Raw genomic sequence first — 12,829 nt, 5'->3', positions numbered from 1 at the left:
TCAGCGTCGGCTGACGAGTTGCAGCCAGGCAGCGAAGGCTGCCAACGCGGGCCGCGGCTCGCCACGGTCTGGCAGAACCAGCCAGTAGGCACGCCCGCTCTTGAGTGGCCGCGGGCACGCCACCACCAGTTCGCCACGGGCCAATTCTGGCTCGATCAGCAGGCGCGGTACCAGGGCCAGGCCCAGGCCCTGCGCGGCAGCGGCGGCCGTCATCGAATAAAGCTCGTAGCGCGGGCCCGACAGGGCGGCCGGGGCATCCACGCCCATGGCTTCGAACCATTGACGCCAGGCCTCGGGCCGTGTGCTCTGCTGCAGCAAAGGCAGCGCAGCGAGGTCCTTGGGCAACAGGCGCTTGCGCCCACCGAGCAAGGCGGGGGCGCAGACCGGGACCACCTCTTCTTCAATCAAGGCGCTGGCACGTGTACCGGCCCAGTTGGCCACCTGCTCGGCGGTGCCCGAATACAGCGCGGCGTCGAAGCTGGTGTCGGCGAAGAGGAAGGGGCGGGTGCGCGTCTCGATGTGCACCACCAGCTCGGGGTGTTGCGCGGCAAGCGCAGGCAGGCGGGGCATGAGCCAGCGGGTAGCGAAGGTTGGCACCGCAGCCAGTGCAATGCTGCCGGCCGTGCCCTGGCGGGACATGGCGTCCAGCGTGTCGCGCTCCAGGGCCTGCAGGCGGGGGGCGATCTGGCGCGCGTAGTCGGCCCCGCCAGGTGTGAGTGCCACACCGTGTCGGGTGCGGCGGAACAGGGCGATGCCCAGATAGTCTTCCAGCGCACCGACCTGGCGGGATACCGCGCTTTGTGTCAGCGCGAGCTCCTGCGCGGCGCGGGTGTAGCTCTCGTGGCGGGCGGCGGCGTCGAAGCAGGCCAGGGCTTGCAGCGAAGGGATCTTGCGGCGCATGGTGTGCTCAATATACACAAATGGCGCAGTCAGGCCCGGCCCGGCTATTGGGAAGCTTCTGTTAAGAGATGCGAAATCCTCATATCTGGGTGCGATTTTTTCGTTTGCCCCGCCCTGCGCCCGGACGTACCATGGGGCCAGACTTCAGGAGCATTCCCATGGCCAACGCCACCTTTCAATGGAACGACCCCTTTCTCCTCGACCAGCAACTCGGTGAGGACGAACGCATGGTGCGCGACGCTGCGGCCGCCTATTGCCAGGACCAGCTGGCCAGCCGCATGCCCGAGGCCTTTCGCCAGGAAAAAACCGACCCGGGCATCTTCCGGGAGATGGGGGCGCTCGGCCTGCTGGGCCCCACCATCCCCGAGCAATATGGCGGCCCCGGCCTGAACTACGTGGCCTACGGCCTGATTGCGCGCGAGGTCGAGCGCGTGGATTCCGGCTACCGTTCCATGATGAGTGTGCAGTCTTCCCTGGTCATGGTGCCGATCTTCGAATTCGGCAGCGAGGCCCAGAGACAGAAGTTCTTGCCCAAGCTCGCTACCGGCCAGTGGATAGGCTGTTTTGGCCTGACCGAGCCCGACCACGGGTCGGACCCGAACTCCATGATCACGCGTGCACAGAAGACCAAAGGCGGCTACAAGCTCAGTGGCGCCAAGATGTGGATCTCCAACAGCCCGATCGCCGACGTTTTTGTGGTCTGGGCCAAGGAGGTCAGCGAAAGCGGAGCCGTCGGCCCGATACGCGGTTTCATCCTGGAAAAGGGCATGCAAGGCCTGTCCGCCCCGGCCGTGCACGGCAAGGTGGGCCTGCGCGCTTCCATCACCGGCGAGATCGTGATGGACAACGTGTTCTGTCCTGAGGAAAACGCCTTCCCCGAAGTGCAGGGTCTCAAAGGTCCTTTCACTTGCCTGAACTCGGCGCGTTACGGCATTGCCTGGGGGGCGCTGGGTGCGGCCGAGGACTGCTGGTTCCGTGCCCGCCAGTACGTGCTGGACCGCAAGCAGTTCGGCCGCCCGCTGGCGGCCAACCAGCTGATCCAGAAAAAACTGGCCGACATGCAGACCGAGATTGCGCTGGGCCTGCAGGGCTGCCTGCGCCTGGGGCGCATGAAGGACGAGGGCACGGCCGCGGTGGAGATCACCTCCATCCTCAAGCGCAACAGCTGCGGCAAGTCGCTGGACATCGCCCGCCTGGCGCGCGACATGATGGGCGGCAACGGCATTTCCGACGAGTTCGGCGTGGCGCGCCACCTGGTGAACCTGGAGGTGGTCAACACCTACGAGGGCACACACGACATCCACGCGCTGATCCTGGGTCGCGCGCAGACCGGCATTGCGGCCTTCGCGAACTGAGATGAGCAAACCCGCCGCGCTGCCGCACATCAAGGTGCTGGACCTGTCCCGCGTGCTCGCGGGGCCCTGGTGCACCCAGATCCTCGCGGACCTGGGTGCTGATGTGGTGAAGATCGAGCGCCCCGGCAGCGGCGACGACACGCGTCACTGGGGGCCGCCCTTTTTGAAGGACGCGCAAGGGAATGACACGGAGCACGCGGCCTATTACACCTGCGCCAATCGCAACAAGCGTTCCATCACGGTGGACATCGCCAAACCCGAAGGCCAGGCGCTGATCCACCAGCTCGCCTTGCACAGCGACGTGCTGGTGGAAAACTTCAAGGTCGGCGGCCTGGCGCATTACGGGTTGGACTACGCGAGCCTGAAGCAGATCAATCCCAGGCTCATCTACTGTTCGGTCACAGGCTTCGGCCAGGACGGACCTTATGCCGAACGTGCGGGCTACGACCTCATGGTGCAGGCCATGAGCGGCATGATGAGCATCACCGGCCGCCCCGACGAGGTGCCCGGCGGCGGCCCGCAGCGGGTGGGCGTGGCGCTGACCGACATCTTCACCGGCGTCTATGCCGCCACGGCCATCCTTGCCGCGCTCGAGGTGCGACACCGCACGGGCGAGGGCCAGCACATCGACATGTCCCTGCTGGACGTTGGTATGGCCATCCTGGCCAACCAGGCCGGCGGTTTTCTCAACACCGGCAAGGTGCCGCAACGCCAGGGCAACAGCCACCCCAGTCTGGTGCCCTACCAGGACATGCCCACACAAGACGGTGCCATGCTGCTGGCCATCGGTAACGATGGCCAGTTCGCGCGCTTCTGCGAGGTGGCCGGCCGGCCCGAACTGGCGCAGGACCCGCGCTACGCGAGCAACCCGCAGCGGGTCCAGCACCGCGACAGCCTGGTGCCACTGCTCATGGAGATCACACGCGCCCGTACGACGGCTGCGTGGATCGCCGCGCTGGAGCACAAGGCCGTGCCCTGCGGTCCGATCAACGATATCGGCCAGGCTTTTGCCGATGCGCAGGTGCAGGCGCGCGGTCTGTCCATCACGCAGGCGCGCTCGCCGCAGGCCGTCGCGGCCGAGGGCGTGTCCGAGGTTCGCAGCGTGGCCAGCCCCTTGCGCCTGAGTGCCACGCCCCCTGTCCTGCACCGCGCGCCGCCGACGCTGGGGGAGCATACCGAGGAGGTCCTGGCTGAGCTGGGGCTGGACGCAGCGCGCATCGCGGCGCTGCGCGCTGGCGGCATCGTCTAGTTGAGTCTTTTGCGCGCTGGTTGGCGCGCCCGCACGGCGGCTGCCAGAGCGAGCTGGCCCCACTCGCTCATGGCCCGGCTGTCGTCGTAGACCTCGGCCGGAGCTTCGTAGTACATGAGCTGCACGGTCTTGCCGCGGGCCTCGTACTGGAAACGGCGCAGGCCGGCAGATTCGAAGCGTGGCTGGCTTTGCGTGTCGGCCTTGAAATAGAGTTTGTCTACGACAACGATGGCGATGAAAAGACCATTGCAATAGAGGCCATGGCCACCGAACATGGCCCGTGCCGAAATGGCGCCCAGCGGCGCCATCAGGTCCAGGACCAAGGAGAGAAACTCATTGCGGCGCACCATGCGCTGCACTATAACGGCGGAGTGCGCGGCCTGCACCTAAGTGACAGTTGGGCCATGCCGAGAGAATCACAATCAGATGACGATAGCCATCAACAGGAGACAGACATGACGACACCTCTCAAACGCCCCCTGACCCGGCGCCAGCTCATCACGCGCGGCGCCGCGCTGGCGGCCGCACCGGCGCTGGTCAGCCCCTGGGCGCTGGCGCAGGACAAGTTTCCCAACCGCCCGATTACTCTGATCGCGCCCTGGCCTACCGGGGGCAGCAGCGATGCGGTGATGCGCGCCTTTGCCGAAGCGGCCGGTCGCGCCCTGGGCGGCACCATGATCGTGGAGAACAAGCCCGGCGCGGGCGGTACGCTCGGGGCGGTCGCCATGGTCAACGCCAAACCCGACGGCTATCTGCTCACGCAGCTGCCGCTGGGCATCTATCGCATTCCGCACATGCAGAAGACGCTGTTCGATCCGCTCAAGGATCTCACGCACATCGTCTGCCTGACCGGCTACACCTTCGGCCTGGCCGCGCGCCCTGACGCGCCCTACAAGACGCTCAAGGAGATGGTGGCCTACGCCAAGGCCAATCCCGGCAAGGTCAACTATGGCCACACGGGCACCGGCACCACGCCGCACTTGGCTATCGAGGAGTTCGCGTCCAAGGCCGGCATCGTGCTGCAGGACATTCCCTACAAGGGCTCGGCCGAGATCCTGCAGGCCATCCTGGGCGGGCACATTCCGCTCATGAGCGGCACCACCGAGTTCGCGCCCCATGTGCGCGCCGGCACGCTGAACCTGCTGGCCACGCTGGGCAGCAAGCGCAACAAGGCGTTCCCCGATGTGCCGACCGTCAAGGAAAGCGGCTGGGACACAGTGACCGAATCACCCTTCGGGATTGGCGGCCCCAAAAATATGGACCCGGCCATCGTCAAGATCCTGCACGACGCCTTCCGCCAGACCCTGGAGGAGCAGCGCGTGCTCGACACGCTGGACAAGTTCTACCAGCCCGTGATCTACATGAGCACGGCCGAGTACACGGCCTATGCCGAGCGCACCTTCGCGGCCGAAAAGGCCACGATCGATCGCCTCAAGGCGGCCGGCAAGATCTGAGGCGTGGCGGTGGACCGCCGGGCGCTCAGCCGGGCCGGCGGTTCACCAGCACGATGCCCATGGCCACCAGCGCCAGCGCGGCCAGCAGGCTGGGCGTGAGCGGCTCGTGCAGCCAGAGCGCGCCGAAGAGCAGGGCGAACAGGGGCGTGAGGAAAGCAAAGGCCGAGATCTTGGTGGCGGGGTAGCGCCCCAGCATCCACATCCAGATCAGGTAGCTGGCAAAAGCCCCCACGACGGTTTGTAGCAAGAGTGAGCCGATGGCAAAGGGGCTGAACTGCCAGGTCCAGCGTTCACCGAGCGCCAGCGAGAGCAGCGGCAAAACGGCTGCGCTGACGGCCACCTGGTAGAACAGCAACTTCTCGGCCGATGCCCGGGCCAGAGCGCTGGCGCGTATGGTCACGGTGGTCAGGCCCCAGGACAGACCGGCGGCCAGGGCCAGCAGGTCACCGAACAGCTGCCCATCGGTCGTAGGCGCGACAAAACTTTCGCGCACGGCAAATACCAGGGCGATGAAGGCCAGCATCAGGCCCAGCCATTGCACAGTGCGCAGGCGTTCGGCGCGCACGAGCAGCGGCAGCACCAGGGCTACCCAGAAAGGGGAGGTGTAGAGGAAGACGGTGAGGCGCGACGCCGTGGTGTATTGCAGGCCGATGTAGAGGCAGGCGAACTCGCCGGCGAACAGCGCGCCCGCCAGCAGGCCGGGCCACAGCGTGCTGTCGCGCGCGAACAGGGCTACGCCGCGCCCGCGGCACCAGATCATCAGCAGCGCGGTGGCTCCGACAAACCGCAGTGCCGCCTGGAAGATCGGTGGCAATTCCGGCAGCGTGGCCTTTACCAGCACCTGCTGGAAGCCCCAGAACATGCAGCAGGCCAGCAGAATTCCGGCGGCCACACCGTCGAGATGGTCCTTGCGTTGACTCATCTAGAGCGGGTGCTCGGCGTAGAAGCGCCCGCCGTGAAAAAGCAGGGGCGAAGCGTCGCTGCGGTGGGTGCAGCGCTCCACCTCGCCGACGAAGATCACGTGGTCGCCCTCTTCATAGCGACTGCGGTTGAAACATTCGAAGGTGGCCGCGGCGCCGACCAGCACCGGCGCGCCGGCCACGCCTTCGGTATGGGCCACACCTGCCCAGCGGTCCACACCCTTGGCGGCGAAACGTTGCGCCAGCTCCAGCTGATCGGCCGCCAGCACATTGATGGCGTAGTGCGAACCTGCGCTGAACACCGCCATGGAGGCGGCGGCCCGCGCCAGGCTCCAGAGCACCAAGGGCGGATTCAGTGAGACGGAATTGAAGGAGTTGGCGGTCAGCCCGACGAGTTTGCCGTTGGCCGCGCGCGCGGTGACGATGGTCACGCCGGTGGCGAACATGCCCAGGGCTGCGCGGAACTCGGCCTGGGTGAAGCTCGGAGGGCGCGCGCGCGATCCCGGGGAAGAAACTGACATGCGCGCAATTTACCTGAAATTGGGGGCGTCCTAGAATGCAGCCATGGGTTTCTGTAAAAGGATGGCGGCAGCCGCAGTGCCGCTGCTGCTGGCCATGTGTGCGCGGGCCAACGAGCGCGCGTGTGACGAGTTCTATGCGCGCTTGCCGAACGTAAGTTGGGCCTTGTGCCAGGCCACGCAGCTGCAGCCCAGTGAGGGGCGTAGCGTCAAGGGCCGGACGATCTACACGCGCGATGTCCGGCCGGCTACGGCTCGCCTGCGCGTGCTGGTGATCGGCGGCATGCACGGTGACGAGCTTTCGTCGGCTTCGGTGGCTTTGCACTGGATCCGGCTGGCACAGGACACGCCCGAGGCCATACACTGGCGTTTCATCCCGGCGCTCAATCCCGATGGTCTTTTCGACAAGCCGGCGCGCCGTGTCAATGCCAATGGCGTGGACCTCAACCGCAATTTCCCCACGCCCAACTGGGAGCGTGAAGCCGCCGTCTACTGGGAGAAACGCACTCGCAAGGACCCGCGGCGCTGGCCGGGCAAGACGCCCTTGAGCGAACCCGAAAGTCGTTTCCTGCACGACGAGATGCAGCGTTTCAAGCCCAACCTCATCGTGAGCATCCATGCTCCCTATGGTGTGCTCGACTTCGACGGCCCGATCGAGCCGCCGCGTCGCCTGGGCCGGCTTCTGCTGGACCAGGTCGGCATCTTCCCGGGCTCGCTGGGCAACTATGGCGGCGTGCACAAGGGCATGCCGGTGGTGACGATCGAACTCTCCAGCGCCCTGCTGACACCGCGTAACGTGGAGATCCAGCGCATGTGGGCCGACTTGCGGCAGTGGATGGGCGTGACACTGGCCGGCGCGGCGGCCGAGCCAGGGGCAGTAGCCCAGCCACGCTGAAGTCCTCGCGGCAGCGCAGACGTGAAAACGCCGTCGACCGCCCAGGGACTGCCGACGGCGCGCGTGGATGGCGGGTGAGGTGGCTTAGCGGACCAGCAGCACCGGTACGCCGCAGTGGGCCAGCACCTGTGTCGCGACGGAACCCATCACGAGATTGCCCAGGGCGCCGTGGCCGTGGGAACCCATGACGATCAGATCGAATTTGCCGGACTCGGCCACCTTGGCGATGGTTTCGCCGGCGGAGCCGACCTTCCACTGGCTCTTGGCCTCGATACCGTGGCGCGCCAGGAACTTGGAGACCGGCCCGATGACTTTTTCTGCTTCTTCGGTGTGGTACTTGTCGACGACTTCCTTGCCGACGGCCGCACGTGCGCGGGGTGGCAACTGGGGCTGGGCCGTGAAAATCGTATAGCTGTTGTCGGCGCTGAACAGGCTGTCATGCGTGGTCAGGTAGGCCAGCATTTTCTTGGTGTACTCGCTGCCGTCGACGGCCAGAAGAATTTTCATGATGCACTCCTTTATAGTTGCCGCCAGTGTAAGGGGAGATGCGCCGACCGAACTTTGACTTGCGTCAAGTGTTGCCGGTTTCCGGCGTCCCTCGTCTCTGCTGCGGCAGGCGGGCCAGCACTTCGCGCAGCCAGGCATGTGCGCCGCTGTGCTGCAGGCGCCGGTGCCAGAGTGCATCGACATGCACTGCCGGTACCCTGAAGGGCAGTTCGCGTAGGACCAGCTGGTCAGCGATGCCGGTCACGCTGACGAAGTGCCGCGGCAGCACCGTCAGCAGATCGGAAGTCGCCACCACGCGACCGGCCGTGAAGAACTGGTTGACGGTCAACACGATGTGGCGCTGCCGACCCAGCCCGGCCAGGGCCTCGTCGATGAAACCGTATGGGCGGCCCGAGAAGCTGACCAGCAGATGGCGCGCCGCGCAATAGCGGTCCAGGGTCAGCTCCTCACGGGCCAGCGGGTGGTCGCGCCGCATCACGCAGACATAGTCGCTGCGATAGAGGGGCTGGTGTTCGAAAGCCACGGTGTCGCCGGCCTGGGCCTGGGCGGTGAGCGAGGCCAGCACCGCCGGAAAGTAGCCGATCGCCAGGTCGGCGGCCTCTTCGTCGAGCAGCCGCCGTGGATCGCGTGTGGTCAGCGGCACCACGCGGATGGTCACACCCGGGGCATCACGATCGATCACGGCGATCAAGCCGGGGATCAGCTCGGCGGCGGTGGCGTCTGCCATGGCCAGCACAAAGGTGGTGTTGGCCTGGCCCGGCACGAAACTGCCGGGCGCCAGCGTTTCCTGCAAGGCTTGCAAAGCTTGCTGCACCGTGGGCCACAGGGCCAGGGCCCGTGGCGTGGGCTCCAGCCCCTGGCCTTTGCGGCGCAGCAGTTCGTCGCCCAGAGCGATGCGCAGGCGGCGCAAGGCATTGCTGACGGCTGGTTGAGTGAGTGATAACTTGCTGGCAGCCTTTGTCAAACTGCGCTCCGTCATCACTTCATCGAAGATGCGCAGCAGGTTCAGATCTAGGGTGCGGAAGTTCAGTCCAGCCATTGCGCGATAGTACATCACCAATATGAATGTTGCTTATCATTAACATAAAGTTGAACAACAGTAGTAGAAACCCTAACATCTCCCCATCGCAGCAAATATTTCACCTAGGAGGTCCACCATGAACAACAGCTTCGTACACCTTGAGTATTCAAGCAGCCACCCCGGCGTTGAGCGTTTCGAGCGCGTCGCCAATGCCGCAGGCAGCCTGCGCAAGGGCTTCACGGCCACCCGTGGCTTGGCTGGCGTGCTGCTGGCCGCCATGGTGGCCACCTTGGTGGTGGTAGCTGACCAGCTCATGGACACTTGGGCCGACGGTCACCTGATGGCCGCCTGGGTGCTGATGTGGGTCATCGGCTTCGCCGCCATGGCTCTGCTGGCCCCGACCGCTCGCGGCTTGTCCGGTCGCGTCATGCAAGGCCTGGATGCCTGGTCGCAAGGCGTCGCTCGCCGCCGCGCTGATGAACGTCTGTGGGATCTGGCGCGCAAGGACTCCCGCGTGATGGCCGACATCCAGGCGGCTGCCACCCGCTCCGAAAGTGGTGCGGCTGACGAAGCGGTGAACGAAACGGCCGTCCGTGTCGTGAACTATCAGGCTGCCGGCCGCATTGCGCGCCTGACCGGTCGTGTCTGGAACGAGTAAGCGCCCCGGGCCAACCGCTGCTGTGCTGCGCGTCAGCGTATGAAAAAGCCACCTTCGGGTGGCTTTTTCTTTGAGGTTCTGCGCCAGATGCGCAAAGCAGGCACAAGAAGCTATAAAGTCTAGGCATCCGGCCGGTGCAATTGCGCCGCACTTACCAGCGATCAAGAAGTTCATCCAACGTGTCCTCCCCCTTCAATCGAAGCCTGTTCGCACAGATGCCACCGAGCATCGTGATCACCGAGCCCGTGCCGCGCTGGAAAGTCTGGGCACAGTACAGCCTGAAGACGGGTGCTTTGCTGCTGCTTTGCGTGCTGAGTTTCTATGCGGGCATGCGCTATGAGCGCCAGCCGCAAGCCGGCGCTGCCCTCCAGACCCCGGCGCCGTCCGGCGAGGCCAGGGAGGTTCCGGATCAGGAGCCGGTGGCAGCGGTAGCCCCACAAGCACCTGCGGCGGATCCGCTGCAGGCACAGGCCCTGGAGGGTTTGCAGATTCAATCGCTGAACGTCGCTAGGGACCGTGGCCAGCCTGGGGACCTGGTCTATGAATTCGTGGTCGCCAACGAAGGACGCGCGTTTGAAGGCAACTTCGAGTTTCTGGTGCAGGGCGTGCAAGATGGGCGTGCGGTGCAATGGGCTTTCCCTTCTGAGGGTCAGCGTGGCAGCGGCGCCTACCGCCTGCGTGTCGCCCGTTACCTGAAGATGAACGGCAGGATCCAGTTGCCCCCAGGCCTGACGCCCCAGACCATCGCGCTCAGCTTGCGCGAGCCTGCCGGCCTGCGGGCCAGCCGAGGGGTCGTCCTGCCCGAATAGGAAATGCCCGGGCCGCCTGGCCCCGAGGCCGATCAAGAAAAAGGGGCGCTCCAGGCGCCCCTTTGTGATGGCGGGTCGGTGATCAGGCCGTCAGCAGCTTCTCGATGCGCTGGCGTGTGTCGCGCAAAGCCTTGGGGAGGCGGGCGTCGATCTGCTCGAACAGAGCGTCATGCAGCTTGAGCTCCTGCAGCCACAGGGCCTTGTCGATGCTGGTCACGGCTGCAAATTGCTCTGGGGTGAAGTCCAGACCCTTCCAGTTGACTTCGTCGTAGCTCGGGGTCAGGCCGTAGAAGTGCTCCTTGCCTTGGACCTCGTCCTCGATGCGGTCAATCATCCACTTGAGCACGCGCATGTTCTCGCCGTAGCCGGGCCAGACGAACTTGCCGTCTTCGCCCTTGCGGAACCAGTTGGTCGTGAAGATGGAGGGCAGGCGGCCGCCCTGCGCGGCAACCTTCTCGCCCAGGTTGAGCCAGTGCTGGAAATAGTCGCCCATGTGGTAGCCGGTGAAGGGCAGCATGGCAAACGGGTCCCGGCGCACCACGCCCTGCTGGCCGATGATGGCGGCGGTGGTTTCGGAGCCCATGGTGGCGGCCATGTAGACACCCTCCACCCAGTTGCGGGCCTCGGTGACCAGTGGCACGGTGTTGGAGCGGCGGCCGCCGAAGATGAAGGCGTCGATGGTCACGCCCTTGGGGTTGTCCCACTCGGGGTCCAGGGCCGGGTTGTTGGTGGCGGCCACGGTGAAACGCGAATTCGGGTGGGCGGCCTTGGCGCCGGTTTCCTTGGCGATCTGGGGCGTCCAGTCTTTGCCCTGCCAGTCGATGGCGTGGGCCGGCGGCTCGCCGTCCATGCCTTCCCACCAGACGTCGCCGTCATCGGTCAGCGCCACATTGGTGTAGATCACATCGCTCTTGAGCGACTCCATGCAGTTCGGGTTGGTCTTGTAGTTGGTGCCCGGGGCCACGCCGAAGTAGCCAGCTTCCGGGTTGATCGCGTACATGCGGCCGTCCTTGCCCGGCTTGATCCACGCGATGTCGTCGCCGATGGTGGTGACCTTCCAGCCCTCGAAACCCTTGGGTGGCACCAGCATCGAGAAGTTGGTCTTGCCGCAGGCGCTGGGGAAGGCCGCGGCCACGTGGTACTTCTTGCCCTTGGGGCTGGTGACACCCAGGATCAGCATGTGCTCGGCCAGCCAGCCTTCGTCGCGGCCCATGTTGGAAGCGATGCGCAGCGCGAAGCACTTCTTGCCCAGCAGCGCATTGCCGCCGTAGCCGGAGCCGTAGGACCAGATCTCGCGCGTCTCGGGGTAGTGCACGATGTACTTGGTCTGGTTGCAGGGCCACTTGCTGTCCCGTTGGCCCGGCTGCAGCGGTGCCCCCACGGTGTGCATGGCCGGCACAAAATCGCCGTCGGTGCCCAATACCTCGAAAACCGGCTTGCCCATGCGGGTCATGAGCTTCATGTTGACGGCCACATAGGGGCTGTCGGAGAGCTCGACACCTATGTGGGCGATATCACTGCCCAGCGGGCCCATGGAGAAGGGCACCACGTACATGGTGCGGCCCTTCATGCAGCCATTGAAGAGGGCGGTCGTGCCATCGGCCTTGCCGTACTGCAGCAGCGCGCGCATCTCGGTCGGCTCGACCCAGTTGTTGGTTGGGCCGGCATCGTCCTTGCGGGCCGAGCAGATGAAGGTGCGGTCTTCCACGCGGGCCACGTCGCTGGCGTCGGAGCGGCACAGGAAGCTGTTGGGGCGTTTGGCGGCATTGAGCCGGGTGAACGTGCCGGCCTGGACCAGCTGCTCGCACAGGCGCTGGTATTCCTCGTCGCTGCCATCACACCAGTAGATGGCGTCGGGTTTGCACAGGGCAGCCATGTCGGCGACCCAGGCCAGCAGCCGGGCGTGTTTGACGTGGCTCGGGGCGTTGAGGTGGATGCCCTGCATCACGGGGGAATTCATGGAACTGGCTCCTGGTTGTAGTGGTCTGGCGCCCGTACGGCCAAGTCCGGCCTGCCGAGCTTGCGGGCCATTGTAGGGAGCCGGGCCAGAGTTACAGCGCGGTTACAGGCAAAACCCATGCAAAACATGCATAGGTTTATGCAGATCAACCAGAGATGTGAAAAATGGCACAGAAACGTTGACGGCGCCGACACGGCCGTCAAAACCTACGCATGCACGCAGGCTCTGGGCAGAAAGAAGAGGGGAAAAGGCGCGAAAGAAGTCGCGCTAAACCGCAGCACGCAGGCGGAACATCCGCCGGCGCTGCGGCGGGGCATCAGGCCATGAAAACAGCGATGAAAGCGAGCAGGAAAATCATCAGACCACCAAGCACCGGAATGACCACCGGTGCGGAGTGCACGATGTTCTCGATGGGATCGTCGGACTGGGACGGCTCGTGGGACATGGTATTTCCTAAATAGGCGGGTAAACGACAGCGCATATTTTACATGCGCCGCTGACCAGTCCTCAGGCATCTGGCAAGCGTGGACCGGTGTGTCGCGGAAGTCAAGTACCGGCTGGCCAAACGGTCTTGTCAAACCGG

Annotated in this window: 15 protein-coding genes; 7 read left to right on the top strand and 8 right to left on the bottom strand. The window is 65.2% G+C overall.

Features of this window, described 5'->3' with window-relative positions:
• Positions 1-900, bottom strand: a complete 900-nt coding sequence (locus AC07NT_RS14100; RefSeq protein ID WP_498599500.1) for a LysR substrate-binding domain-containing protein — start codon at positions 898-900, stop codon at positions 1-3.
• Between the two features lie 158 nt (positions 901-1,058).
• Here AC07NT_RS14100 and AC07NT_RS14095 point away from each other — a divergent pair, with 158 nt between their 5' ends.
• Together AC07NT_RS14095 and AC07NT_RS14090 are read left to right on the top strand one after the other, a co-directional pair.
• The gene (locus tag AC07NT_RS14095) at positions 1,059-2,255 is read left to right on the top strand and encodes an acyl-CoA dehydrogenase (RefSeq protein WP_498599502.1); all 1,197 of its coding nucleotides are present in this window, start codon (positions 1,059-1,061) and stop codon (positions 2,253-2,255) included.
• Between the two features lies 1 nt (position 2,256).
• Complete coding sequence (locus AC07NT_RS14090) at positions 2,257-3,504, top strand: CaiB/BaiF CoA transferase family protein (protein WP_498599503.1); 1,248 nt, start codon at positions 2,257-2,259, stop codon at positions 3,502-3,504.
• On the opposite strand, the gene AC07NT_RS14085 is transcribed toward AC07NT_RS14090, so the two are convergent.
• Positions 3,501-3,854: a TfoX/Sxy family protein gene (locus AC07NT_RS14085; RefSeq protein ID WP_498599505.1), complete on the bottom strand. Its 354-nt coding sequence runs from the start codon at positions 3,852-3,854 to the stop codon at positions 3,501-3,503. The genes AC07NT_RS14090 and AC07NT_RS14085 overlap by 4 nt on opposite strands.
• Positions 3,855-3,959: 105 nt before the next feature.
• On the opposite strand from AC07NT_RS14085, the gene AC07NT_RS14080 reads away from it, so the two are divergent.
• Positions 3,960-4,958, top strand: coding sequence for a tripartite tricarboxylate transporter substrate binding protein (locus tag AC07NT_RS14080; protein ID WP_498599506.1), 999 nt, complete (start codon positions 3,960-3,962; stop codon positions 4,956-4,958).
• A 25-nt stretch (positions 4,959-4,983) separates the two neighbouring features.
• Here AC07NT_RS14080 and AC07NT_RS14075 read toward each other — a convergent pair whose 3' ends face one another.
• Positions 4,984-5,880 (bottom strand): DMT family transporter, encoded by an 897-nt coding sequence (locus AC07NT_RS14075; protein WP_498599508.1) that lies wholly within the window; start codon positions 5,878-5,880, stop codon positions 4,984-4,986.
• Entirely contained in the window at positions 5,881-6,399 is a 519-nt protein-coding gene (locus tag AC07NT_RS14070) for a flavin reductase family protein (protein ID WP_498599510.1), read from the bottom strand.
• A 43-nt stretch (positions 6,400-6,442) separates the two neighbouring features.
• Here AC07NT_RS14070 and AC07NT_RS14065 point away from each other — a divergent pair, with 43 nt between their 5' ends.
• A complete protein-coding gene (locus AC07NT_RS14065; RefSeq protein WP_498599511.1) occupies positions 6,443-7,291 on the top strand; it encodes a M14 family murein peptide amidase A in 849 nt (282 codons plus the stop codon).
• An 84-nt stretch (positions 7,292-7,375) separates the two neighbouring features.
• Here AC07NT_RS14065 and AC07NT_RS14060 read toward each other — a convergent pair whose 3' ends face one another.
• Both AC07NT_RS14060 and AC07NT_RS14055 read right to left on the bottom strand, forming a co-directional pair.
• Entirely contained in the window at positions 7,376-7,798 is a 423-nt protein-coding gene (locus AC07NT_RS14060; RefSeq protein ID WP_498599513.1) for a universal stress protein, read from the bottom strand.
• Between the two features lie 64 nt (positions 7,799-7,862).
• Positions 7,863-8,837, bottom strand: coding sequence for a LysR family transcriptional regulator (locus AC07NT_RS14055; protein WP_498599670.1), 975 nt, complete (start codon positions 8,835-8,837; stop codon positions 7,863-7,865).
• A 118-nt stretch (positions 8,838-8,955) separates the two neighbouring features.
• On the opposite strand from AC07NT_RS14055, the gene AC07NT_RS14050 reads away from it, so the two are divergent.
• Positions 8,956-9,477 carry a hypothetical protein gene (locus tag AC07NT_RS14050; protein ID WP_498599514.1) on the top strand — a complete coding sequence of 174 codons (522 nt, stop codon included), beginning with the start codon at positions 8,956-8,958 and terminating at the stop codon, positions 9,475-9,477.
• 179 nt (positions 9,478-9,656) lie between these two features.
• Positions 9,657-10,286, top strand: a complete 630-nt coding sequence (locus tag AC07NT_RS14045; protein WP_498599515.1) for a DUF6776 family protein — start codon at positions 9,657-9,659, stop codon at positions 10,284-10,286.
• Positions 10,287-10,368: 82 nt separating this feature from the next.
• Here AC07NT_RS14045 and AC07NT_RS14040 read toward each other — a convergent pair whose 3' ends face one another.
• Positions 10,369-12,246, bottom strand: coding sequence for a phosphoenolpyruvate carboxykinase (GTP) (locus tag AC07NT_RS14040; protein WP_498599517.1), 1,878 nt, complete (start codon positions 12,244-12,246; stop codon positions 10,369-10,371).
• Between the two features lie 138 nt (positions 12,247-12,384).
• On the opposite strand from AC07NT_RS14040, the gene AC07NT_RS14035 reads away from it, so the two are divergent.
• Positions 12,385-12,573, top strand: coding sequence for a hypothetical protein (locus tag AC07NT_RS14035; protein ID WP_498599519.1), 189 nt, complete (start codon positions 12,385-12,387; stop codon positions 12,571-12,573).
• Here AC07NT_RS14035 and AC07NT_RS14030 read toward each other — a convergent pair.
• A complete protein-coding gene (locus AC07NT_RS14030) occupies positions 12,563-12,691 on the bottom strand; it encodes a hypothetical protein (protein ID WP_256406031.1) in 129 nt (42 codons plus the stop codon). The genes AC07NT_RS14035 and AC07NT_RS14030 overlap by 11 nt on opposite strands.
• Positions 12,692-12,829 lie beyond the last annotated feature (138 nt).

The organism is Hylemonella sp. GW821-FHT10B10, assembly GCF_059415585.1.
The sequence above is the reverse complement of the archived record's forward strand: the minus strand, read 5'-3'. Positions and strand labels throughout refer to the sequence as shown.

Coding starts and splice junctions, on each gene's coding strand:
- AC07NT_RS14100 (WP_498599500.1), bottom strand. CDS start 900: ATGCGCCGCAAGATCCCTTCGCTGCAAGCCCTGGCCTGCTTCGACGCC.
- AC07NT_RS14095 (WP_498599502.1), top strand. CDS start 1,059: ATGGCCAACGCCACCTTTCAATGGAACGACCCCTTTCTCCTCGACCAG.
- AC07NT_RS14090 (WP_498599503.1), top strand. CDS start 2,257: ATGAGCAAACCCGCCGCGCTGCCGCACATCAAGGTGCTGGACCTGTCC.
- AC07NT_RS14085 (WP_498599505.1), bottom strand. CDS start 3,854: ATGGTGCGCCGCAATGAGTTTCTCTCCTTGGTCCTGGACCTGATGGCG.
- AC07NT_RS14080 (WP_498599506.1), top strand. CDS start 3,960: ATGACGACACCTCTCAAACGCCCCCTGACCCGGCGCCAGCTCATCACG.
- AC07NT_RS14075 (WP_498599508.1), bottom strand. CDS start 5,880: ATGAGTCAACGCAAGGACCATCTCGACGGTGTGGCCGCCGGAATTCTG.
- AC07NT_RS14070 (WP_498599510.1), bottom strand. CDS start 6,399: ATGTCAGTTTCTTCCCCGGGATCGCGCGCGCGCCCTCCGAGCTTCACC.
- AC07NT_RS14065 (WP_498599511.1), top strand. CDS start 6,443: ATGGGTTTCTGTAAAAGGATGGCGGCAGCCGCAGTGCCGCTGCTGCTG.
- AC07NT_RS14060 (WP_498599513.1), bottom strand. CDS start 7,798: ATGAAAATTCTTCTGGCCGTCGACGGCAGCGAGTACACCAAGAAAATG.
- AC07NT_RS14055 (WP_498599670.1), bottom strand. CDS start 8,837: ATGGCTGGACTGAACTTCCGCACCCTAGATCTGAACCTGCTGCGCATC.
- AC07NT_RS14050 (WP_498599514.1), top strand. CDS start 8,956: ATGAACAACAGCTTCGTACACCTTGAGTATTCAAGCAGCCACCCCGGC.
- AC07NT_RS14040 (WP_498599517.1), bottom strand. CDS start 12,246: ATGAATTCCCCCGTGATGCAGGGCATCCACCTCAACGCCCCGAGCCAC.
- AC07NT_RS14035 (WP_498599519.1), top strand. CDS start 12,385: ATGCAGATCAACCAGAGATGTGAAAAATGGCACAGAAACGTTGACGGC.
- AC07NT_RS14030 (WP_256406031.1), bottom strand. CDS start 12,691: ATGTCCCACGAGCCGTCCCAGTCCGACGATCCCATCGAGAACATCGTG.